Origin of the sequence: Paenibacillus sp. PL2-23, from assembly GCF_040834005.1 — a bacterium.
GTDB lineage: Bacteria > Bacillota > Bacilli > Paenibacillales > Paenibacillaceae > Pristimantibacillus.
Map to the genome: position 1 here is coordinate 4,035,671 of NZ_CP162129.1, position 21,216 is coordinate 4,056,886.

Genomic DNA, 21,216 nt, shown 5'->3' on the forward strand with positions numbered 1-21,216 from the left:
AGCTGAGCTGCAGACGCGGCAAGCGCCTCTTGTCATTAGGATCTTGAAATTTCCGGCGTGGTCAGCCGATCGTAGAAATCAACGGCTTTGTCCTTGTCCTCCGAAGCGCGAAGTGCCATAGCGGAGCGTGGATGCTCGTCGAGAATGCCTGTAATCATGTAAGGAATGATATAGCCCCACTCCTCCTTCTCGCGAAGCGGAATCATAAATTTCTCGATCATATCGAGAACGGGACGCACATTGTATTTCGGATTCTTCAGCTCCGATACCAGCAGCTCCGTGTTGCAGTTGCCGGCAGCGCGGCCCATGCCGTATACGGACGAATCCAGCAGCTCGACGCCTTTGTTAGCCGCAACCAGCGTGTTGGCGAACGCCAGCTGAAGATTGTTGTGCGCATGAATGCCCAGACGCTTGTTCGGCAGATGCTGCTGGAACTTGTCTACCAGATAGCTGAAGTCTTCCGGCTTCAGGCTGCCGTAGGAATCCACGATGTAGACAACGTCAACGACGCTATCGTTGATTTGCTGGAACGCTTCCACCAGCTGATTCTCCATGACGTTCGACAGTGCCATAATATTCAGTGTTGTCTCGTAGCCGCGGTCATGGAATACCTGCACAAGCTCAAGCGCCTTGTCCACATCCTGAATATAGCAGGCGACGCGAATGAGATCCAGAAGGCTCTCGCTGCGCGGCAGAATGTCGTTCTCGTCCACACGCCCGATATCAACCAGCGCCGATAGCTTGGTGTTGCCTTTGTTAGGGATTACCTTGCGCAGGAAATCGTCGTTCAGGAACCGCCAAGGACCCGCGCTGTCTGCGCCCTTGAGCAGCTTCGGCGAGTTCTTGTATCCGATCTCCATATAATCCACGCCAGCTTCATTCAAGCTATTATAAAGGTGCTGGACAAACTCGACGCTGAAATCCCAGTTATTGACGAGTCCGCCATCACGAATTGTACAATCGACTATCTTGCAATGACTAGTTTTCGAATGCATGTTTGCTGCTCCTTTGATTTGAACCTAAGTTCATTTTATCTACCATCATACTTGAAAAAGCGCGGGAACGCAAAGCAATATTGTCGCTTTTTGGATATTATCGTCAGCACCTTGTCCATCTGCCTATATAGCCATTTACAAACCGTTGCTTTAGAGCTAAAATATTATGTAAACATTATCGCTTAATTTTTCCTTTTGGAAAAAGCGGGGGAACCAAAGCGAGCTCGGGGCCGCAGTCGCGTCGGCCGATACGCTCGCAAGGGGTGAATCCGGGGATTTGTACCCCCGGTAGGGTCTACTCTCTAGCCCGAATCCGACAGCTAACCTCGTATGCGGACAAAGGAGAGATGTCTTATGTTGTCAGTATCCCTGCAAGATTCCTCGTTCCCTTCGGATCAGCCCCAGTTCGTCAGCGTTTCCCGCATCGAGGTTTTTGTCATTCCCGCACTTGCCGTTGATTCAGCCGGTTACCGCGTCTGTCTGCGATTAAGCAGCGACCTGGGCTACGGGTGGAGCGAGCATTTTGTGAGCGAGTGCGAGCCCAGCCTGCAGTTGGACCGGTGGAGTCCGCTGCTGCGCGGGTTTATCGGACGATTCCCGTTCGCGGCCTTGACGTCGCAGCTGACGGGGCACCTATCGCAATCCATGAATCCGGAGAATCGTGCTTACCGTCTTGTAACGGATGCCGTTCAGCAGCTGCAGAACGCAGCAGCACTGATTCGGGCAGCTGTATCTGCCGATGCTTCCCATTCCGAAGAATCCGTCCTCCAGCAGAGAGCCGTCGCTTACCTGTCTGTGGACTAGACATCTACGACCTATACGCGCAAGGAGACAAAAACCGCCTCGAAGGAGGCGGTTTTATTCGTCTTGCTAGCCATTGGTGCAGATATTAGCCCATCGCCGCCTCCGACAGCCGCGCTTCCAGCTCCCTCTCGCATGAGACACGGAAGGCCTCGGAGTAGCCCAGCAGCTCCGACATCGCTCCGATGACGGCATCCTTCCACATCCGTACCTGCTCGATGTCGAAGAAGAGGGCGCCCGTGCGGCGTATGAAGAAGTCAGCAGGGCGCAGAGCCATCTCTTCATCAATCGCATAGAGGAGAGTCGCATACAGAGCTGGCGGCAGCCCATGCCGTTCCGCGGCTGCTGCGTCTTCCCGGGCCAGCCGGAAAATCCGATCCGCATTGGCGCCATAACGCTGAGCGATAATCCGCGCCTCCTGCTTCGGAACACCGGCCTTCACTCCGGCTTCCGCGCTGCGGCTGAGGAATGCCGGCCACTTGGCCGAGCCTCCCACCTCGCCCCCGGATATAGGCAGATGCTTAGTCGCGCATGGCTTGAAGGTGCCCGAGCCCTCGGCCTGAAGCTCCTTCGCGAGCATGTTCACGACATTCTCCGCCATCTTGCGGTAGCCCGTCAGCTTGCCCCCGGCGATTGTGAACAGTCCCGAAGGGGAGCGGAATATTTCGTCCTTCCGAGATACCTCAGACGCCGATTTGCCTTCCTCATAAATAAGCGGTCGAAGTCCTGCCCAGCTGGACTCTACGTCCTCCGGCTTCAGCTGTAGACCGGGGAACATACCATTCACAGCATGAAGCACGTAGTCACGATCCGAAGCCTCCATAGCCGGATTCACGAGATCCTGATCGTAATCGGTATCCGTCGTGCCCGCATACGTCTTCCCGTCGCGAGGTATCGCGAATATCATTCGGCCGTCAGGCGTATCGAAATAAACAGCCTGTTGCAGCGGAAACCGCGTTCCATCGAACACCAAGTGAACGCCTTTGGTAAGCCTCAGCGTCTTCCCTTTCCGCGAACGGTCGAGCTCCCGCAAGGAATCCACCCAGGGACCTGCGGCATTTACGATTTTTTTGGCGCGAATAATCACTTCTTCTCCTGTGACAGCATCCAGCGCGGTAACGCCCGACAGCCGGCCGTTCTCGTAGTGGAACTGCTCCGCCTTCATATAATTAGTCGCAACCGCCCCGTGCTCAACCGCCTTCTTCAGCACCTCTAGCGTCAATCGCGCATCGTCAGTGCGATACTCGACATAATAACCGCCGCCAATCAGGCCATCCCGCTTCAGCAGCGGCTCCTTCGCCAAGGCTTCATTCGCGCTAAGCATGCTGCGGCGCTCACCCCGCTTCACGCCCGCAAGATAGTCGTACAGCTTCAGTCCAAACGACGTGGACAACGGTCCGAACGTTCCTCCCTTGTACAGTGGAAGCAGCATCCACTCCGGCGTCGTGACATGAGGGCCGTTCTCGTATACAACAGCGCGCTCCTTGCCTACCTCAGCAACCATCTTCACCTCATATTGCTTGAGATAACGCAGTCCGCCATGCACCAGCTTCGTTGAACGGCTGGATGTACCGCCGGCGAAATCCTGCATCTCGATCAGCGCCGCGCGCAGGCCTCTTGTACTGGCATCGAGGGCAATGCCTGCTCCCGTAATGCCTCCTCCTATAATAAGCACATCATATGTTTCCGCGGACAGCCTCTTTAACACCTCTGCTCTGCGATCTGGTCTGGATGAAAATGTTATGGTCATGGTCTAGTTTACCCTCCATATGGGATACGCTATCCGAAAAAAATCCTCATTAGCCCGGCGCTGTTCAGCGCCGGGCTAATGAGGATTCTCCGAATCTCCGTCCCTTTATTAACTTGTTGTTAGTATAGCATAATGAATGGGATAAGGAAACAGGCAACCATCTCCTTATTTGAACGCAATAGCTGCGTGAACAGCCTTTTGCCAGCCCTTGTAGAGCGCATCCCGCTCCTCTGTCGGCATCTTTGGAGCATATTGCTGATTCGACTTCCAGCGCTGTCTGATGTCATCCTTGTTCTTCCAGAAGCTTACGGCTAGTCCCGCCAAATAGGCGGCTCCCAGAGCGGTAGTCTCGTTCACAACCGGTCGCTCCACCACTGCGCCAAGCAGATCGCTCTGGAATTGCATGAGGAAATCATTGAATACCGCTCCACCGTCCACACGAAGCGACTGAAGCTGCAATCCCGCGTCCTCCTCCATGGCATGAAGCACATCCTTGCTCTGATACGCCAACGATTCCAGAGTCGCTCTAATCATATGCTCCTTCTGTGTGCCTCGCGTCAAACCGAAGATAGCGCCCCTAACCTCGCTGTCCCAATAAGGCGTGCCGAGTCCCACAAAGGCAGGCACCACATAGACACCCTCCGATGAAGCGACCTTCGTGGCATAAGCCTCACTGTCCGCTGCAGACTTGATCATACGCAGACCATCCCGCAGCCATTGAACCGCGGAGCCTGCCACGAATACGCTGCCCTCCAGCGCGTACTCCACCTTGCCGTCAAGCCCCCATGCAATTGTCGTTAACAAGCCATGCTTGGAGGCGATCGCTTGCGAGCCGGTGTTCATCAGCATGAAGCAGCCTGTGCCATACGTGTTTTTGGCCATTCCTTCCTGGAAGCAAGCCTGTCCGAATAGGGCAGCCTGCTGATCCCCCGCTATGCCAGCAATGGGAACTTGCTTGTTGAAGAAATGATGAGGTACCGTTTGCCCGTAAATTTCCGAGGACGATTTCACCTGGGGCAGCATCGTCGCGGGAACGTCCAGCATGGCCAGCAGCTCTTCATCCCAGCAAAGCTCGTGTATGTTGTACATCAGGGTTCGGGAAGCATTGGAGTAGTCCGTCACATGCGCCGCGCCGCCGGTAAGCTTCCAGACCAGCCAGCTGTCAATCGTGCCGAACAGCAGGTCCCCCTGAGCCGCGCTCTCCCTTGCCCCCTCCACATGGTTTAAGATCCACTTCACCTTAGTGCCGGAGAAATAAGGATCAATAAGCAGTCCCGTCTTGCTCCGCACGAGATCCTCATAGCCCTCCTGACGAAGCTGCTCGCAAATGTCTGCCGTCTGACGCGATTGCCATACAATTGCATTGTAAATCGGCCTTCCAGTATGACGATCCCAGACGACAGCTGTCTCCCTTTGATTCGTAATGCCTATTGCCGCAACCTGCTCCGGGCGCACGCCATTTTCATTCAGAACAGAAGCGATTACGCCTAATACCGAAACCCAAATTTCATTGGGGTTATGCTCTACCCATCCCGGCTTCGGGAAGTGCTGGCTAATCTCCTGCTGGGCCTTGCCTCTCGCTTCTCCTTCACGATCGAACAGAATAGCTCTGGTGCTGGTTGTGCCCTGATCAATAGCTAGAATAAACGTGTCTTCCATTGGTGATTACCTCCTGTTCTCCCCTTCATATTGGCGCCATAGCTCCCGATTTGAAGTTGTCACAGCCGAGGCGCCTGCAGCGAGTGCGCTCTCGACATCCTCTCCTGTGCGTATGAGGCCTCCAGCGAATACAGGAATACCTGTGCGCTGCAGCACCTCATTAATCATATGTGGAATGACGCCAGGCATCACTTCAATCAAATCCGGCTTCGTGCGCTCAAGCAGCACATAGCTTTTCTCCACAGCGTTGGTGTCCAGCAGGAACAGCCGCTGAATGGCGATCAGCCCGTTCTGCTTGGTCGTCTGAACGACGCTCGTTCTGGTGGAGATGACCCCGGCCGGCCTAATGACCTGGCATAAATATTGCGCCGCTGCCTCGTCGTTCTTCAGGCCTTCGATCAGGTCGGCATGAAGCAGCAGCTTTTTGCCATGAGCCCTGGCCAAATCCGCAAGCGCCTTCAATGAGCCGATATGGCTGTCAAGTAGCACAATATACTCATACGACATGTCCATCAGCTTCTCCAGATCCTTCATCTTGCGCGCAGCCGGCAGTATGGATTGCCCAAACATTGACAAGAGAGTCCCTCCCATAGACAGAAAAGAACACAACAATCCTATTCTCAATAGGTGCCGTGTTCTCCTAATCTCCACACTTTATTAACTTGTTACGAATATAATGGGATTGCTCCCGATTGTCAAGGTTTAGTTCCAGCGCTTGAACAGATAATAAAACATCAGCGCCACGGGATGCTGCAGGAGCATCGCCAGAAGGACGGGCACTCCGGCTGCCGGAGTGAAAAATGAAGCCGCCAGGACAACACCCACCGTATAATTGCGAATGCCCCCTGCGTAAGCTGCAGCTATTCGAATATCCCTCGATTTAGTCAACGAGTGCGCCAGAAGACTGCTCAGCGCATAGCCTAACAGCATGACAGCGAATACAGCCAGCAACAGGGCAGCAAGGCTCTCTTGAATGGAGACTAGCTGCTCACTTACAGAAGCTGCATTCAGCAGCACAATCATGTAGAGCAACAGCTTGGAAGCAAATGAGGCGCCCTGCTGCGCCTTAGCCAGAGCGTCCCTGCGTCTCAGCCAACTTCCAAAAAAGATGCCCAGAATGGTCGGGACCAATACCAGCTTCATCAGGCTTATGATAAGGGCTCCCGCGGACAGCTGCACCTCGGCTCCAATGACCCATAAGAAGGTAAGCGGCACCAGGAGCGGACTTAGAAGGGTATTCATCGTCACAAAGGACAATACGGTCTCCATATTAGCCCGGCTGTAGGATACCCAGAAGATCGAGGTTACACCGAGCGGCAGCAGCGTAATTAATGTGATGCCCAGTGCCAGCTGCTCCTGTTCGGGAAATAATTGCTGCGCTGCAGGGTAGACAGCCAGAGGCATGAGAAGGTGGAGCACCAGCATCAGACAGATGAATAACCAAGGACGTTTGCCGATATGAAGGATTCGATTGAAATCGGCGTGGATGGAGGACAGGAACGTTAACAGCATAAAGAGAATTCCTGTCCATCCTGTCCAATCCAATAGCAGATGTCCTGTCGACATGCCAAGCAGCATAATAAGCGGCATGATAATGGCAATCCACTTCTCCAAAAAGCCATTCGTTCTTCGTAAAGTATCCATTAGCAGATCGACGCCTTATAAATTGATGACGACAAGCTTTAATTCCGTCATCTCTTCAAGAGCATAAGCTGGACCTTCCTTGCCGGTGCCGCTGTTCTTGACACCTCCGTAAGGCATCGCGTCCACACGATAAGCAGAGGCGTCGTTAATAATGAGTCCCCCCACCTCAATCTCGCGTGCAGCCTTCATCGCTAGATTCAAATCCTTCGTGAACAAGCCGGCTTGAAGACCATAGTCCGAATCATTCACCTTGGCGATTACTTCGTCGAAATCGCTATAGACTTCTACAGCGACCACAGGTCCGAATACCTCTTGTCTGCACACCTTCATATCCGCTGTAACATCCGACAAAATGGTTGGGGTGAAGTATGGGCCCCTGCGTTCCCCGCCAGTCACTAGCGTTGCGCCTTGCTCCACCGCTTCCTTGACCCAGCCTTCCACTCGTTCCGCTTCCTTTACGGAAATCATCGGACCAACATCCGTTGTCAGCTCCAAGGGATGGCCCACGATGAACCTTTCCGTTCGCTCCTTCAGCTTCGCCAAAAATAACTCCGAAATATCGGAATGGACATATACACGTTGAACAGAGATACATACCTGCCCAGCGTTATTGAAGCCTTTGGTCGCTACCATCTCTACGGCTTGATCCAGATTGCAATCAGAGTGCACGATGTTCGCGGAGTTATTCCCCAGCTCCAGCGCTACCTTGCGGATACCCGCTCTCTGACGAAGCCATTGGCCGACACGCATGCTGCCAGTGAAGGAGAACATTTGAACTCGGGCATCCTCCGTCAGCCACTCTCCGATCTGCGGACCATGGCCTGTGATGACGTTCAAGCGGCCAGCAGGCAATCCAGCTTCAGCAAGCGCTTCGGCGAGCAGTAAGGAAACAATTGGCGTTACCTCGGAAGGCTTCAGCACAACGCTGTTGCCCCCTGCCAGCGCCGGACCAATCTTGTGGCATACGAGGTTAAGCGGAACGTTGAAGGGTGTAATGGCGGCAATTACGCCAACAGGCACCCGAATGGAGAAGGCCATCCGATTCTCGGAGCCTGGCGCCGCTTCAACAGGAATCCCCTCTCCGTGGATACGCTTGGCTTCCTCCGCACAAATGATGAGCGTCTGAGTGGCGCGATCCACCTCTCCGTACGAGTCGCGGATAGGCTTACCTACCTCCATTGCCAGTGTTCTGGCAAATAAGTCGCGACGCTCCTTGATCAGCTCGGCAGCCCGCATCAATACGGTGTACCTCTCATATGGAGCGAAGGCTTGCTTCAATGCCTGCTGTGCGCTTGACACGGCCTGGTGAACATGTTGGCGATTGGCGACAGAGATAGAAGCTGCTTTCTGCGAAGTGCTCTTATCAAGAATATCGATTTGATCCTCTGTGTGTTGCCAAGCGCCATTGATGAACAGACCGTATGGAGAATGCAGCGATGTCTGATCCTTCACTTTCATCACCTCAAATTTGTTGTAATGTTACGACCTTTGAACTTATGATTGGACATAATCTTGTGCCTTGCCAGCGCTTCCGAACAAACGGATCTTCTCTTGAACCTTGGCTTGCATCACTTCCCTGCCTCGTCCCAGAGATACAGCAAGATGATATTCCTCTCTATTATGCTCCAGCACCTCCAGCATGCCTTTGGTGAACGCTTGGCGAAGCTCCGTATCCACGTTTATCTTGGCAACTCCCAGGCTAATGGCCCGTACAATTTGATCATCCGGCACATCCGAGCCGCCGTGCAGCACGATTGGCCGTTTAACCGCTTCACTGATCTGTTGAAGACGCTCGAATGCCAGCTTCGGTGTAGTCTTGTATATCCCATGCGCTGTTCCAATCGAGACGGCCAAATAATCAACATCCGTAGCCTCCGTAAATTGTACGGCCTCTTGTACGGTCGTAATCATCGCATCCTCTTCCTCAACGGTGATATCGTCCTCCGTACCGCCAATTTTCCCAATCTCGCCCTCCGAGCCAATGCCGAGCACACGCGCCGCTTCCACTACTTTGCGTGTTGTCTTCGCATTCTCCTCGAAGGAAAGCGCCGAGCCGTCGAACATAACGGATTGAAATCCAAGCTGAATCGCGCTCATGGTCTGTCCGTATTGACGGCTGTGGTCCAGATGAATGCATATCGGAATCTGAACCTGTTTCGCAAAGCTGTCGATCAAAGTCTTCATCGGCTCCATGCCTATAGAATGGATAACTCTCTGGCCGATCTGAATCATGACTGGGGACTGCTCAGCCTCTGCCGCCATCAGAATAGCTTGAATCGTCTCGGCATTATGCGCACTGAAGGCGCCAACCGCATATTTCCCCTCCAAAGCCTTATCGAGCATTGTTTTTCCTGAGACAAACGCCATCTTCTGCTCCACTCCTATCGGTTAAGTTCAATGTCATAGCTGTATTGATCGCTTCTAAACTTCGTTCTTGTGAACTCCAGTGGACGGTCGTCCAATCCAAGACTAAGTCGATTCATCTCCAGCAAAGCTTCTCCGGCGCGGATGCCCAATAAATCTGCCTCATGCAATGTGGCATTAATGGCTGAGATCTTCTCCCTCGCCTGCTTAAGATGAATATTATGGCTTTCCAATATCTCATAATACTTGGCTGAGTTTAGATCATACATCATCAGAATCTTCCCGATCTTCTCAGGCCAGCAGCTCCGCTCAATGGCAATTGGAGTGTCGTTGGCAAAGCGAATGCGCTCAACCAGCAGAACGGATTCCTTCTCAGGCACCTCAAGCATGTTTTTCTCATAGCTCAGCATGGAAGCAAATTCAGCGCGGATTAATTGGGAGCGCGGCACCATCCCCCGCTCAACAACCTCCTCCGCGAAGCCGCGTAATCGTCCAAGATTCCCTACTAGCTTCATCGGGAGCACGATGGTGCCTTTTCCTTGACGGCGTTCAAGCAAGCCCTCCTGCACCAGCATCGCAATAGCTTGACGAATAGTCGTTCTGCTGACCTGGAACATGTCCATCAGCTCTTGCTCTGTAGGAATCAGGGAATTCGTTCTCCATGTCTGATTTTGAATATTTTTAAGAAGCGCATTTTTGACCTGCAAGTATAAAGATACATTTTTGTTAGGGTCGACGGCGTCTGGCTGGAACGTATTATGGCTCAACAGACATTGCTCCTTTTCCTCATGGAAGGATAGTCTACTATGGGATCACCAATAATAGGAGCCAACCATGTATAGAATTGAGCTGGATTGGAGATAAAGGAATCCGGAAGCGACCTTTCGCCATATTCCGCAATATCACCAAGCATCCGCTCTTCTAATACATAAGTATATCCTTTTCCTAGCAATCTTTGAATACTAACCATCACATTGGATTTGCCGCTAAGCAAAAAGGTGGCAGCCTTTTGACCCGTTTCATAAGCTTCTATACGATCCTGGGCAGAAACTGCGCAATTCGCGCTCCTTTGGTGCATGCCCATATTCTCTGATCTAACCGTATAACCCAGTCGTTCCCTGGTCAGCTGCTCCATCTGAGCCGCAATACCGCCCAGCACAGATCTCCCATTGACGACCTCTCTCTCCACAAGGTCCTCACCTATAAAGGTGAAACCTTCACTGACAACAATCGTTGCCATCCCGACAGCTTGCACGCTTTGCTGAACATCCATCAGAAATGTTCCAGCCTCAATCGGTCGCTCCGGCAAATAGATATGATGTGGACCCATGTCCTCTGACGCTTTCAAGAAGCCGCTGCTTAAGGCGAGCCAGCCTGTATGCCTTCCCATTGTCTCTATAATGCGGACCTGCTCGAAATTTCTCATCGCTTCCAGATCCTTGCTAATATCTCTTGCTGTCAGCGCTACATACCTAGCTGCGGAGGCAAAGCCCGGAGCGTGATCTGTACACGCCAGATCATTATCCACGGTCTTCGGTATGCCAATGACTTGAAGCTCATATTGCATCGCATTCGCCATTTCACTCATCAGATGCAGAGCGGTCATCGTACCATTGCCGCCTATAAATATAAGAGAATGAATATCTCTTTGCTTAAGCTGCAGCACGGCTCGCTCCATCAGCTCTGGCGTGAATGGGTATCTACCGGAGCCCAAGCACGCGCCTGGCACATGCTCATGCTTTTTGATCCAGTCAAACAAGGATTCATCGAGCAGCTCCATATCGTTATCCACAAGACCTTGATAACCATTCCACACCGTATAAATGTCTACTTGTCCATACAACGCGTCTATCAGTCCCACAAGGCTGGTGTTTATGACAGCGGTAGGTCCTCCGGCTTGCCCCACGGCGATTCTGCGCATCTCCAATCATCCCTTCAATCAAACATATACAATCGTCTCAATGCCAAGGCGTCTCCCCAATTCTTGAAGTGCAGCTGTCGCATCGGCATAAACTATGGCATAATGCGGCTCGAAGCCATCCAGCATCAGCTTGCTCACCGTATCTGCTGCTTGCCCCGCCAGCCTTACTTCAACGGATGTGCCATGGAAAGCCTGGGGAGCATCAAGCGCCTGGCCTTTCATAATCAGCATTCGATAGCCCGTAGGTCCAAAGCCCACTCGGAAGATGGTAACCTCCCCTGCCTTGAGTCCGAAATCCATGGCAAAGCCCAGCTTACGATTCGGATGCAAGCCAGCTCTGGCTCCAGTGGAAGGATGGGCCAAAGAGTAAGCGCCTGCTCCGCAATGCCAGAATACGACGGAATTTCGCTCTTCATCCACATGAACAAGATCACCCAGATATGGAGCTTGGCCGCCGCTCAGCTCGTGCAGAATATACATGGATAACGCGCCATGTATATCAGATTCGCATGAGGACATGACCCCGTCCTCTGTGAACTGCGACAGAGTGGAGCATGCTGCTGCGCCCAGCTCTGTGAAAAACTCCGGCCAGCATCTCACCGCAATAGCCTGAATGCTCTCTTTTTGAATATAGCTCCTTATATAGGTGTAGAATTGCGCGAACTTGGTCACTGTCTCGTCCCCGCGCTGCAGACCAACAACCTGCCTCTCCGCCCGCTCAACAGCTGGGATCCATTCGGCCTCCTCCAGCTTGACGCATTCACGGAAGGCTTCGGCGAGATCCATCTTGTGCACGCGTACACCGAAGGTCTCATGCAGAAGATTCTCATCAGAATCTGAGAAAAAGAACCCTGGAGGATGATCGCCTACCACGCCGATTGTAAATTGTTGAAGCTTGCCTATAAGACGATTAATCAACAGCATTTGATACAGATTGTTCCTTGTTTTGTCCTCGGTCGGATTGCCTAGAACAAAGGAAAATGGATGTCCCATATTATGAAGGACATTGGCGGTGCTATTGCCTCCGGTGAGGGAGTTCAGACGCAGTCTTCCACCAACACTCGGCTCTCTGACAGACCATACAATGACGGGAGCAAACGAATGCTGCAGCGCCGCGCGCACAAACTCGCCATCAGCGAAAGTAACGCTTTGATAGACAATAGAGTCCAGCTTAAGCCTTCTCAACGGCTCCATAAATGCAAGCAGTTCTTCCACAGAGGTTAGGATGCTGTCGGGCTGAAGCAGCTCCGAGCATTGACTCTCCAGCCATGCTGAGGATTCCTTCCGAATCCCCTCAGCTGCCTCTAAATCGAATGTCTTGCGGCCAATAGGTAAGTAAAGAACGGTGGACTTAAGCAATAGGTTCACTTCCTTTATTTTGCTTTATTGAAACTCTCGAACAAGGCAGCATGAGGGGATTGGCTTCGATAGAAGACAGGCGGGTTACCCAGAGGCGCCTCCACCTCTACAAAGTCTCCGCCAGTAAAGAGCCCTCCGCTCCACAGGTGAACCCATTCATCCTTAGGCAAATACAGCTTCCAGACTTGGACGTCGGGCGAGTAGACAGGCGCTACTACAAGATCTGGCCCGTACATATATTGATACTGCAGCTCATAGCAGAGCAAATCTTCTTCATAATGCATAAACATAGGGCGTTGCACAGGGATTCCCCGCTCCGCATTTTCCTGCACGAGGAGCTTGGTATAAGGAGCTAGCTCTACATACACATCCGTCATTGCCACCAAATGATCGATCGTCTCATCATCGCTGTCGAATTGCCAGCAATCATAGGGACGATTGCCTTCATGTGTACGCATAACGGGAGTAAATGCTGCCATCTCCGCCCATCGCATGAACAGCTCCTTGCTGCGCTTGTTGCCATGCAGACTCGTATATCCGCCGATATCGCTGTGATGAAGACCGTTGCCAACGATACCAGAGGACAACGCAGCAGGAATAACGGAGGCAAGGCCATCATCCAGCGTCCAGTCCACACTTTGATCGCCTGCCCAGAGAAGCGTACAATACTTCTGTATCCCCGAGTACCCCGCTCTCATGAAATAGACAATCTCTCCGAGCTTCCCAGCTTCGCTGATGGCTTCATAGTTCACTCTTCCCCAGATGACCGGCCAAGCATTATGCATCAGCTTCGCCGATACGCCATTGTGAAGCACAACATCTGTTGGCAAGTATTCACCAAAATCTGCCATCCACCCGTCCAAGCCGAAATCAATCATATTGTTTCGAATAACGGATTTGTACCATTCATTGGCTTCAGGATTTGTGAAGTCCACAATACCGCAATAAAATTCACCAAAATCTACATTATATATATCGCCGGATTCATTAAGGGCCAAATAATTCTTTTCCTTAGCCGTTTGATACAAGTCCCCCTCCACCGCAACGTATGGATTAATGTAGCCAAGGAATCGTATCCCTTGCTCCTTCCACTCACGAATACGGGTGTCCAGAGCCGGGTATTCCTCAGGATTCCATCTCCAATTCCACATCAAGCGTTTGCCGAAGGAAGTTATTCGCTTGCCTTGCCAATCCTGACACCATAGCCCTCCTACCTTCAAGCCTCGTGACAGCACATGCTCAAGCTTGCTCTGCACAACTTCCGTACCGCCTTGCATACCAAGCCAGATGCCGTTATAGGTCCACTCAGGAAGCTCAGGCTGGCGTCCGAACAGGTCGCCGATCTTCCCAGCAAGCTCCAAGAATGAAGGGGCGGAGTCGATGAGCACAAATTCCGGTACAGCCCATATGTGCAGCTCGTGATAACATGTATGGCGGAAATCGAAATCAGCGTAGGCTGTTGTCTCTACATGGCAATAATATTTGCGGCTGGATACGTAAGTTGGCTGCGGGTAATTGGTGGTGTAATAATCTCCGCCTGCATGATCCAGCGTATCAGCCATCCATGTCGTATACGTTTTTTTGTTTCGCCCTACTCCTGGCTCCGAGGTCCACAGTGGGAAATGTTTGCCCCGCATGTTGAAGTGCGACATTTGTTCGCCGCAGCCGTATACCTTCTCCTCGGACTCTGCCGCCATACGCAGCCACACTCGATTAATGAATGAGGAAGATGTATGAAAGCTGATTTTAAGACGGCCCTGCTCCTCCGCGAACGTTAAGGTCATAACGGGTTCTCCGCCGCGGCAGCTAGAGAAAAATGCCTGTGTCTCTCCCGCATCAGACTTCAGCTGAGCATATCGAAGCGGAGAACGCTCAATCACATAATCCTGAATATTAAAATTGCCCCGATACATATCCATTTGTTCCTCGCCGCAGCCTGTAAAGAGCATAGGTTCAGACTCGCTATGCCTGCATAACAGCAGACCATTGTGCTCTACCGTAAAACCATCATGATGCTCTCTAATACGAATCGCAGACATTTGCTCACCTCTGACTTATTTATTAGGTTTTAGGCATATTGCAGGTACGTATTTTCCCCCGCAATTCCAGCATAAGCGCCTCGCTCGATGAGAATCCTGCGCTCTGGGTGAGCCAGCAGCCACTTATTGCGCATGAAGAGCAGCTCATCCTCTTCTGTACATTTCGCAGGCATTGACTCAAGAGGCTCATTCGTTCCCTTCGTCAGCACGACAATGCATTTGAAGCCCTCGTCGCTTATTTTACAAGGAGCGAAGTGCAAGGTTGTCTGATAAAGCTCCACAGCCGTGCCCTTCGGTACAAAAAAAGCGTGGATTTGCTCTGAAGAGAACATATTGTTTTGAACATCCTGAACGCGTCCCAGCAATAATACAAGATCTGTCACAGCTATATTAATCTCGCTGCACTTGTGATATTCCAGCCCGTTCAGATTGGAATTTTTACCGTTACAATAGCCGATTTGAATAGCCATGGACCCGTATACACTTTCTTGAATAGGCGCAAATACGTGCGAGCTCTCAAGCTCAGCGTCCGACGCTACATAGACATTCCCCTCCTCTGGTATAGAGCGGCTATTCATCGTGAGCAGCAGATCTGATACATCAAAGCCCTGCAGCACCCTTCCATAAGGACGAAAAGATTTATCATTTACTGCATCCATTCTAAGCCTTGGATTTAGGGAACGAATTCGTTCCAGTACAGTATCCATTACGTTCACACCCTTTTCAGGAATCCATTTGATTGGCTAGCCTTTGACAGATCCAGCCGTAACCCCCTCAACGAAAAAGCGCTGCAGCAGCACATATGCAAACACCATTGGAGCGGAAGCAATAATAACGCCAGCGAAGATCATCGGGAAGTTGGTCATAAATTCACCTTGGAACTGCAGCAGAGCAAGCGGCAGCGTCTTGATTTCGTTCGAATTGATAAGCAGCAATGGGAACAGCAAGTCATTCCATACCATGACGCTTAAGAAGATAGCAGAAGCTGAGATGGAAGGCATCGAAATCGGAAGTATGATTCGCAAATAGGTTCGCCACTCGCTCGCCCCGTCAATTGCCGCAGCTTCTACCATTTCCCTGGAGAGAGAGTTCATAAATCCAGCCAAAATAAATACCGATACAGGCATAAAGATCGAAATCGATACAGCGATCAGCCCCGTAAGGGAGTTCGTCAAATTCAAATCCGACACTACCGAATAGATCGGAATCATATTCACTTGAGGTGGAACCATCATGCCCGCTGCGAACAACCCATACAACACGGCCGACTTCCAGCCAGAGAAACGGAAAATAGCATATGCGAGCAGGCTTGAGAAAAACAAAATGCCGACAATCGTAGTGGATGTCACAATTACGCTATTCATGAAGTACTTGCCGATGGATTGCTCAAAAAACATCTCCTGATAGTTGCTCCAGGAAAACGTTTTGGGCCACCCGAGCGGGTTCATAAACAACTCCGTCATTTGCTTGAAGGATGCGAGCACCACAATCGATACAGGCACAAGAATAAGCAGGGCGAACAAGACAATTGCCAATTTCCTTGTTAGCTTTAATGCCGCTGGTTCTTGCTTAAGCTGATTCATTCCTATTCATCCTTTCGCAGACAGATCAGAGAGCTCGATTCCCTCTCAGTAGCTTGAATTGGGCTAATGTAATAAGAGCTATGATAACCATAAAGCCCATGGATTGAGCTGCTGCGTAACCAAACTCCGAGCTTTGGAACGCTGTATGATAAATGTAGGTGGATAAAATTTCTGTAGAATATACAGGTCCACCGCCGGTCAATGCAAAAATGAGATCAAACGCTTTGAAGGATTGGATAGTCGTGTATGCCACAACAATTGTTGCTGCCGGCGCTACCAACGGCCACGTCACATTCTTGAACGCTTGCCATCTGTTAGCGCCATCCAGGTGCGCAGCTTCATAGAGCTCCTCTGGAATGGATTGAAGTCCGGCTACAAAGATAACAACCATCTGACCGGTATGTGCCCATACTTGCACGAAAGCAATGGAATAAATAGCGAGATGGGGATTACCCAGCCAATTTTGCGCCAGCACCTCAAGACCCATGCTGCCAAGCGCAGTATTAATGACACCTAGATTCGGGTTGTACATGAAGCCCCATATGAAGGCTACAGATATAGAAGATAGAATGGTCGGGAAAAAGAACAGCGCCCGAAAAAAAATGTTCGACTTCGAATTTTTAACGAGCAGAATAGAGAAAACGAGAGATAATCCAGTCTGAAATACGACAACGTATAGCATGAACTTAAGATTGTTCGTCAAAGCCTTAAAGAAAATATCATCCTCTAATAGCATTTTCTTATAGTTGTCGAGCCCCACCCAATGTTTCGCCGAGAAGCCGTTCCATTCAGTGAAGGACAATATTAAGCCATTTATCGTTGGATAAACGAAGAACAGCAGGTAGAAGAATAGTCCAGGAATAATAAACAAATAGAGTGATTTGCTCTGTCTCATATGTTGCCTCCGGAATAAGGCGGAGGGGAAGGCGTGCCGTCCCCTCTGGCCCTATGCAGTTTATTTCTTCAAGTTCTGGTCCACGATCTTCTGCGCTTCGGCGGCAGCTTCCTCAGGCGACTTGCCAGCGATAACATTCTGAATGGATGTCACAACCGCCTTCTCAATTGCTGGCACGGTGATGAGGTAACGAGGATGGAATCTCGTTTTCTTCTCAAGCCAGGTTGCAGATTCCTGAAGCTCCGGCGATGAGTAGGTCAAGTCCTTCAGCGTCAGAAGCTGGCCTGTTGCTGCCGCATATTTCTCCGCATTTTCCTTCTCTGTGAGGAACTTAATGAACAGCTTGGCTTCCTCTTTCACCGTTGAATTCCTGTTGACAGCCATCATAAATGTGGTAGTATGAATGCCTTCGAATACGGCTTGATCGGCTGCCACTGTAATGGGAGCAAGCAAGCCCTGCTCCAGCTCAGGATTCAACGCTTTGTTGGATGACATCATATACGACCCTGTGGCAAGCATTGCGGCCTTGCCTTGAGCAAACAGCGCCCCGGCAATATCCTTTGCGGTTCCCAGCGAATCGGATTGGAAGTAGCCCTTGTCATTCAATTCTTTGAACTGGGCAAGTGTCTTAACGAACCATTCTTCTGTGATTTTGGCTTGGCCTGTCTCGACCTTGGCCCAGATTTCTTCATCTGTGTTGTTATTCATCATCATGGAGTTCAAGAATTGGCCTGGTCCAATATCCGCGCCTGGGAATGCGATTGGAATATAGCCGTTCTGCTTCAATGTTTCATTAAGCGCAAGGAAGCCTTCCCAATCTGTCGGCGGCGTTAGGCCCAGCTCATTAAATATTTTTTTGTTATACACAGGCTGGTTGAACACAAGCTGATACGGATAAGCCAGCTGTTTGCCGTCCTTCTGGCCAGCCTTGATTAAGTTTTCGCTGTAGCGATCCTTGAAATCAACATCCGATATGTCCTCGAACAGATCGGAGCTCGCAAGCGTCTCGAATTGAGCGCCCGGAAACGATGTGAATACATCGCCGAAGCCACCGTCAATCAGCTTTGCTTGCAATGTAGACAAGTACTGCTCAGAAGGGAATACGTTCATTTCCACATCGATGTATGAATGTTTACTTTCAAAGTCCGCAATAAGCTCATCGAATATTTCCTTATCCTCACCACGCCAGTGAATAAAGCTGAGCTTCACGTTCTTTTTATCCGCAGCAGGGGTTGCCGCCGCTGTACTCGTTGCAGTACCATCATTTTTGCCTGAACCTGCATTCGTATTGTTGGTATTCCCTGCGCAACCTGTAATAAACATTACCGTCAATAACATTCCAACAATCGGCTTGAACCAACTCTTCATACATACACCCCTTCAATTTTTGTAAGCGTGTGCTAAACATAGTATTCTTTCTGTTGATGCTGCGCAAACATCATAACATCACTATGTTTAATGCTATTGTAACTACCTTTGTATGCGTTTGCAATACTTTTTTTAAGAATCTTTTTTGAGGCAACAGATAGACAACTCGCTTGATGCACGAAATCGCTTGGACTGCACATCAAGCGTTGCCTTTTCTACAACGGTCCTAAGAACCCGTCGAACGGTAATGCCGGACGCCGAATTGCCAGATGAACAAGCATGGAATAAGGAACAGCGCACCGCCAAAGGTGAAAAGCATCGGCAGCAGCTCGCTGCCCTCCCTTTTGTCAAGCAGATACATAAGCGGCAAGTAGCTGACGGCGCCAAACGGAATGATGAATGTAAAAAAACGCGTCACCCACTTCTCGTAAATGCTCAAAGGATATTGCGCCATCTCCCGTCCTCCGTCCGTGAACACGTTCGCAACCTCAAGCGCCTGAATCGTCCAGAAGCAGAACGTCGCGGCCAGGATGAATATGCCCGTAAATATAAACACGCCGTTTGCTATCATAAGTCCAAGCGTCAGCAGCTTGGGGATAGTCCAGATCGCAGGCAAGCTCGCCACCGACCAGACCAGCACAAACATGCTTTGGAGCAGCCTGCCGATTCTTGTGAACTCGAACTTGGAGCCCAGCACCTGCAGCGCCGTGCTTCGCGGCCTGACCAGCAGCCGGTCGAAGTCGCCTTTGCCCACAAGCGAGGAGAACGCGTCGAACCCTCGGGCGAAGCATTCGCTAAGCGAGAAGGACAGATGGATGATCGCGAAGCATAACGCCACCTCGAAGAAGCTCCAGCCCTTCAGCTGACCGAACCGGTCGAACATGAGGTACAGCCCGGCGAATACCATAAACGGAATAAAAAACTGCCCAATGCTCATGAGCCAGAACGAGGTGCGGTACTGCATCTGCGATTTTAGATGGATGTTCAAATATTTGAAATAAAGTCGCATGTCCTCTTACCCTCCTTGCACAACAACTGCCCGAAGCGCCTTGCGCATCAGCAATCGTCCCATGATGACGAGAGCAGCCAGCCATAACAGCTGAACAGCTACACCCCATGCCGCTTCCGATACGGGAATATGTCCGGAATACACGCGGAACGGGAAGTCCGCCGTCCACCGAAACGGCAAGATGTAAGCGATGGTCTGCAGCCAATCCGGCATTAGCGGCACGGGAATAACCATCCCCGCCAGAAATTCGCCCGCAACCGAGATCATGAGGATGGAGCCAATGGGTGACATTGTCCAGAATACCGAGATATATATGAGCATAGAGATGGCCACAATGACGAGCAGTCCTAGCACCAGCGTGACCACAAACAGAAGAAACGACGCCAAGGATGGCGGCACGCCCATTCGGTACGGCTCCGGAAGCAGGAGCGTGATGAGCAGGATCGGAAAGCAGCGCAGAAGCGCGCTCGCCACCCGCTGCGCCATCAGCTTCGAATACCAATGGGGATACAAGTCCATTGGTCTGCACAGCTCGTAAGCAATATTGCCGCTCGTAATAAGCTCGAACAGCTCCTGATCGCGAAACCATAACATAATAAAGGATAAAAAAATCTGCTGCAGCCACACATATGTAATCAAATCCTCCATAGAGATAGGGACGCTGCCGGAGCTGCCCGCGTAGAATGCCGCGAAGATCATAATGAATACAAATCCGAAGAACAGCTGGGTAGCCATGCCTGCCAGAGCAGCCGCCCTGTACTGCATTCCGTTGATGAACCGAAGCCGCCAGATCGAGACATAAGCCTTCATATCCCATGCTCCTCGTACAGCTCGACGATCATCTCCTCGATGTCCTTGGACGCCACCGCTATGTCGACAATCTCGACCGAACGGGACAGCGCAGCCACAATGTCCGCCAGCACGATCCCCTCCGTGTCGAAGCTATAGACCGCTCGCTCCTGGGACCATTCCTGCAGCGTTGCACCGGGTATGCCGATCGGGTCAGACGATCCTCTGTAATCAACCGTCACCGTTCTGCCGGTGCCGAACCGTTCGCGGAGCTCCTCCAGCGAGCCGTCATAGAGCAGAGAGCCTTTGCCGATCATGAGCAGGCGGCTTGCCAGCGCTTCAATATCGTTCATGTCATGTGTGGTCAAAATAACGGTGACGCCCTGCTCCTTATTCAGCGTCTTGATGAAGCTGCGCACCGCCAGCTTGCTGACGGCGTCGAGTCCGATCGTCGGCTCGTCGAGGAACAGGAGCTTGGGGCTGTGCAGCAGCGACGCCGCGATCTCGCAACGCATCCGCTGCCCCAGGCTTAGCTGCCTGACCGGCATCTGAAGGATTGATGCGAGATCTAGCATATCGGTCAGCATCGCAACATTTTGCCTATACTTGGGCTCCGGAATCCTGTAAATATCCCTTAGCAGCTCGAAGGAGTCGAGAACTGGCACATCCCACCATAGCTGCGAGCGCTGTCCGAATACAACGCCGATGTGTTTGACATATTCCGTCCGGTCCTTCCAGGGCGTATAGCCCATAACCGAGCAGCTGCCGCCGTCCGGCACTAGAATGCCGCTCATCACTTTGATCGTAGTGGATTTGCCTGCGCCGTTCGGTCCGATATACCCTACAATCTCTCCTTCGCCGATGGTGAACGAAATATCCTTCAGCGCTTCCACAACCGTATGCCTCCGAACGAACAGCGCCTTAGCCGCTTCCTTCAGACCCGCCGTCCTTGTCGCTACCTTAAAGCTTTTGCCGATCCCTTCCAGCCGAATCCATTCCTTGTTCCGACTCATTTCCTGTATATCCTCCTGTACGTATTC

The 21,216-nt window shown here is 51.4% G+C and carries 19 protein-coding genes and 1 riboswitch; of the genes, 1 reads left to right on the forward strand and 18 read right to left on the reverse strand.

What is annotated here, in order from left to right:
* Nucleotides 1–35 precede the first annotated feature (35 nt).
* Nucleotides 36–995: an aldolase catalytic domain-containing protein gene (locus AB1S56_RS17690; RefSeq protein ID WP_340868278.1), complete on the reverse strand. Its 960-nt coding sequence runs from the start codon at nt 993–995 to the stop codon at nt 36–38.
* A gap of 169 nt (nt 996–1,164) precedes the next feature.
* Nucleotides 1,165–1,345, forward strand: a riboswitch (cyclic di-AMP (ydaO/yuaA leader).
* Nucleotides 1,346–1,349: 4 nt separating this feature from the next.
* On the opposite strand from AB1S56_RS17690, the gene AB1S56_RS17695 reads away from it, so the two are divergent.
* A complete protein-coding gene (locus AB1S56_RS17695; RefSeq protein WP_340868279.1) occupies nt 1,350–1,799 on the forward strand; it encodes a hypothetical protein in 450 nt (149 codons plus the stop codon).
* A gap of 85 nt (nt 1,800–1,884) precedes the next feature.
* Here the strand turns inward: AB1S56_RS17695 and AB1S56_RS17700 are convergent, their stop codons facing one another.
* From AB1S56_RS17700 to AB1S56_RS17780, 17 genes are all read right to left on the reverse strand, one after another.
* On the reverse strand, nt 1,885–3,546 hold the full coding sequence (locus AB1S56_RS17700) for an FAD-dependent oxidoreductase (protein ID WP_340868281.1): 1,662 nt from the start codon (nt 3,544–3,546) through the stop codon (nt 1,885–1,887).
* Between the two features lie 165 nt (nt 3,547–3,711).
* A complete protein-coding gene (gene glpK / locus AB1S56_RS17705) occupies nt 3,712–5,205 on the reverse strand; it encodes a glycerol kinase GlpK (protein ID WP_340868282.1) in 1,494 nt (497 codons plus the stop codon).
* A 6-nt stretch (nt 5,206–5,211) separates the two neighbouring features.
* Nucleotides 5,212–5,781 (reverse strand): glycerol-3-phosphate responsive antiterminator, encoded by a 570-nt coding sequence (locus AB1S56_RS17710; protein ID WP_340868283.1) that lies wholly within the window; start codon nt 5,779–5,781, stop codon nt 5,212–5,214.
* A gap of 126 nt (nt 5,782–5,907) precedes the next feature.
* Entirely contained in the window at nt 5,908–6,849 is a 942-nt protein-coding gene (locus AB1S56_RS17715; protein ID WP_340868284.1) for a hypothetical protein, read from the reverse strand.
* A 15-nt stretch (nt 6,850–6,864) separates the two neighbouring features.
* Nucleotides 6,865–8,301 carry an aldehyde dehydrogenase family protein gene (locus AB1S56_RS17720; RefSeq protein ID WP_340868286.1) on the reverse strand — a complete coding sequence of 479 codons (1,437 nt, stop codon included), beginning with the start codon at nt 8,299–8,301 and terminating at the stop codon, nt 6,865–6,867.
* Nucleotides 8,302–8,343: 42 nt separating this feature from the next.
* A complete protein-coding gene (locus tag AB1S56_RS17725) occupies nt 8,344–9,216 on the reverse strand; it encodes a class II fructose-bisphosphate aldolase (RefSeq protein ID WP_340868288.1) in 873 nt (290 codons plus the stop codon).
* A 14-nt stretch (nt 9,217–9,230) separates the two neighbouring features.
* The gene (locus AB1S56_RS17730) at nt 9,231–9,980 is read right to left on the reverse strand and encodes a GntR family transcriptional regulator (RefSeq protein WP_340868289.1); all 750 of its coding nucleotides are present in this window, start codon (nt 9,978–9,980) and stop codon (nt 9,231–9,233) included.
* On the reverse strand, nt 9,977–11,134 hold the full coding sequence (locus tag AB1S56_RS17735) for a diphosphate--fructose-6-phosphate 1-phosphotransferase (RefSeq protein ID WP_340868290.1): 1,158 nt from the start codon (nt 11,132–11,134) through the stop codon (nt 9,977–9,979). Before AB1S56_RS17735 ends, AB1S56_RS17730 begins: the two co-directional genes overlap by 4 nt.
* Before the next feature lie 18 nt (nt 11,135–11,152).
* A complete protein-coding gene (locus tag AB1S56_RS17740; RefSeq protein ID WP_340868291.1) occupies nt 11,153–12,502 on the reverse strand; it encodes a hypothetical protein in 1,350 nt (449 codons plus the stop codon).
* 5 nt (nt 12,503–12,507) lie between these two features.
* Complete coding sequence (locus AB1S56_RS17745) at nt 12,508–14,532, reverse strand: alpha-glucosidase (protein WP_340868292.1); 2,025 nt, start codon at nt 14,530–14,532, stop codon at nt 12,508–12,510.
* A 29-nt stretch (nt 14,533–14,561) separates the two neighbouring features.
* Nucleotides 14,562–15,239 (reverse strand): DUF4867 family protein, encoded by a 678-nt coding sequence (locus AB1S56_RS17750; RefSeq protein ID WP_340868294.1) that lies wholly within the window; start codon nt 15,237–15,239, stop codon nt 14,562–14,564.
* Between the two features lie 36 nt (nt 15,240–15,275).
* Nucleotides 15,276–16,115: a carbohydrate ABC transporter permease gene (locus AB1S56_RS17755; RefSeq protein ID WP_340868296.1), complete on the reverse strand. Its 840-nt coding sequence runs from the start codon at nt 16,113–16,115 to the stop codon at nt 15,276–15,278.
* Between the two features lie 25 nt (nt 16,116–16,140).
* On the reverse strand, nt 16,141–17,010 hold the full coding sequence (locus tag AB1S56_RS17760) for a sugar ABC transporter permease (protein ID WP_340868298.1): 870 nt from the start codon (nt 17,008–17,010) through the stop codon (nt 16,141–16,143).
* A 60-nt stretch (nt 17,011–17,070) separates the two neighbouring features.
* Nucleotides 17,071–18,378, reverse strand: a complete 1,308-nt coding sequence (locus AB1S56_RS17765; protein ID WP_340868299.1) for an extracellular solute-binding protein — start codon at nt 18,376–18,378, stop codon at nt 17,071–17,073.
* Nucleotides 18,379–18,604: 226 nt separating this feature from the next.
* A complete protein-coding gene (locus AB1S56_RS17770; protein ID WP_340868300.1) occupies nt 18,605–19,387 on the reverse strand; it encodes an ABC-2 family transporter protein in 783 nt (260 codons plus the stop codon).
* Between the two features lie 6 nt (nt 19,388–19,393).
* Nucleotides 19,394–20,197: an ABC transporter permease gene (locus AB1S56_RS17775; RefSeq protein WP_340868302.1), complete on the reverse strand. Its 804-nt coding sequence runs from the start codon at nt 20,195–20,197 to the stop codon at nt 19,394–19,396.
* Entirely contained in the window at nt 20,194–21,189 is a 996-nt protein-coding gene (locus AB1S56_RS17780; RefSeq protein ID WP_340868304.1) for an ABC transporter ATP-binding protein, read from the reverse strand. The genes AB1S56_RS17775 and AB1S56_RS17780 overlap by 4 nt, the downstream gene beginning before the upstream one ends.
* Between the last annotated feature and the right edge of the window lie 27 nt (nt 21,190–21,216).

Coding starts and splice junctions, on each gene's coding strand:
- AB1S56_RS17695 (WP_340868279.1), top strand. CDS start 1,350: ATGTTGTCAGTATCCCTGCAAGATTCCTCGTTCCCTTCGGATCAGCCC.
- AB1S56_RS17725 (WP_340868288.1), bottom strand. CDS start 9,216: ATGGCGTTTGTCTCAGGAAAAACAATGCTCGATAAGGCTTTGGAGGGG.
- AB1S56_RS17735 (WP_340868290.1), bottom strand. CDS start 11,134: ATGCGCAGAATCGCCGTGGGGCAAGCCGGAGGACCTACCGCTGTCATA.
- AB1S56_RS17715 (WP_340868284.1), bottom strand. CDS start 6,849: ATGGATACTTTACGAAGAACGAATGGCTTTTTGGAGAAGTGGATTGCC.
- AB1S56_RS17690 (WP_340868278.1), bottom strand. CDS start 995: ATGCATTCGAAAACTAGTCATTGCAAGATAGTCGATTGTACAATTCGT.
- AB1S56_RS17765 (WP_340868299.1), bottom strand. CDS start 18,378: ATGAAGAGTTGGTTCAAGCCGATTGTTGGAATGTTATTGACGGTAATG.
- AB1S56_RS17760 (WP_340868298.1), bottom strand. CDS start 17,010: ATGAGACAGAGCAAATCACTCTATTTGTTTATTATTCCTGGACTATTC.
- AB1S56_RS17750 (WP_340868294.1), bottom strand. CDS start 15,239: ATGGATACTGTACTGGAACGAATTCGTTCCCTAAATCCAAGGCTTAGA.
- AB1S56_RS17780 (WP_340868304.1), bottom strand. CDS start 21,189: ATGAGTCGGAACAAGGAATGGATTCGGCTGGAAGGGATCGGCAAAAGC.
- AB1S56_RS17700 (WP_340868281.1), bottom strand. CDS start 3,546: ATGACCATAACATTTTCATCCAGACCAGATCGCAGAGCAGAGGTGTTA.
- AB1S56_RS17755 (WP_340868296.1), bottom strand. CDS start 16,115: ATGAATCAGCTTAAGCAAGAACCAGCGGCATTAAAGCTAACAAGGAAA.
- AB1S56_RS17770 (WP_340868300.1), bottom strand. CDS start 19,387: ATGCGACTTTATTTCAAATATTTGAACATCCATCTAAAATCGCAGATG.
- glpK (WP_340868282.1), bottom strand. CDS start 5,205: ATGGAAGACACGTTTATTCTAGCTATTGATCAGGGCACAACCAGCACC.
- AB1S56_RS17745 (WP_340868292.1), bottom strand. CDS start 14,532: ATGTCTGCGATTCGTATTAGAGAGCATCATGATGGTTTTACGGTAGAG.
- AB1S56_RS17775 (WP_340868302.1), bottom strand. CDS start 20,197: ATGAAGGCTTATGTCTCGATCTGGCGGCTTCGGTTCATCAACGGAATG.